We start from the raw sequence: 937 nt of genomic DNA on the forward strand, positions 1-937 counted from the left end.
GGTACTAACATTCGTACAGCACAACTTCCGAATTCCCCTTCGGCCACGTCACAGTAACGCACACAGTCTCCACTTCCATAGATAGATGGCCAGCCGCCTGCAAACCAATAAGGGCTGTTGGCATTACCATTATCCCCAGGGGATCCCTCTGACGAGTGATAGAACCAGTCTTCCGTTACTTGCTCGTAAAAACCGTTTTCACTCAATACCCAGTCGCCTTTCTCCAACAACAGGTAAGGGAAATAGCTCAACGGAGGCAATACACCAATCGCTAGATTGATAGGGTCTTCGCCCAATTCATATATCCCATGCAAAAAGCCATATCCTAACTGACTGCTATTCGTATTATCTGCTAAATACTCAAAGTAATCCGTATCAAACGGACTACCTCCAAACTCGCCTACAATATCACCTATCGTTATCTCTGTACCGTCTACCTTCTTCAATATCACACACTCCAGGTATTCTTCCCATACATTCTCTCCCTGTGCATAGGCATTGATCAACCCCGCAGCTATAACGGATGCAGGCAATTGATACGCCACACCGCCTAATTTGCTATTCGCTTCTTCGTAATCGTGGATACCCAACGGCTGCTTCCACGCTGCATATCTTTTCACGCTCTCCCCTTCTTCTTCCAATGGCTCGATCTCGCAATACACCGTATCTTCCATATACCCTACAAACGACTCCGCCGTCATCATCGGCAATCGCAATACGACAATCGTATCCGTCAGCGTAAACAATTCACCCCCTTTATTGAATACCTCCCACGTACGATAAATAATCTCCGACGTATCACTGGCTTCATTGCAATGGATCACCTCTACCCAATCCGGCTGTGCCTTCACGGAATAAGGGGTTGAACTACTCCGTGTATTGATTGTACTACACGGGATAATCACCAATGGCTCGTGATCTTCCGGTGACGGTACAT

The 937-nt window shown here is 47.0% G+C and carries 1 protein-coding gene; it reads right to left on the reverse strand.

The genetic code is table 11. From position 1 onward, the window contains the following. The coding region (locus tag LVD47_RS23290) for a hypothetical protein (RefSeq protein ID WP_236981119.1) at window positions 1–937 on the reverse strand (937 nt) is incomplete at both ends.

It is taken from the genome of Membranihabitans maritimus, from assembly GCF_021729145.1.
Classification (GTDB): domain Bacteria; phylum Bacteroidota; class Bacteroidia; order Chitinophagales; family Saprospiraceae; genus Membranihabitans; species Membranihabitans maritimus.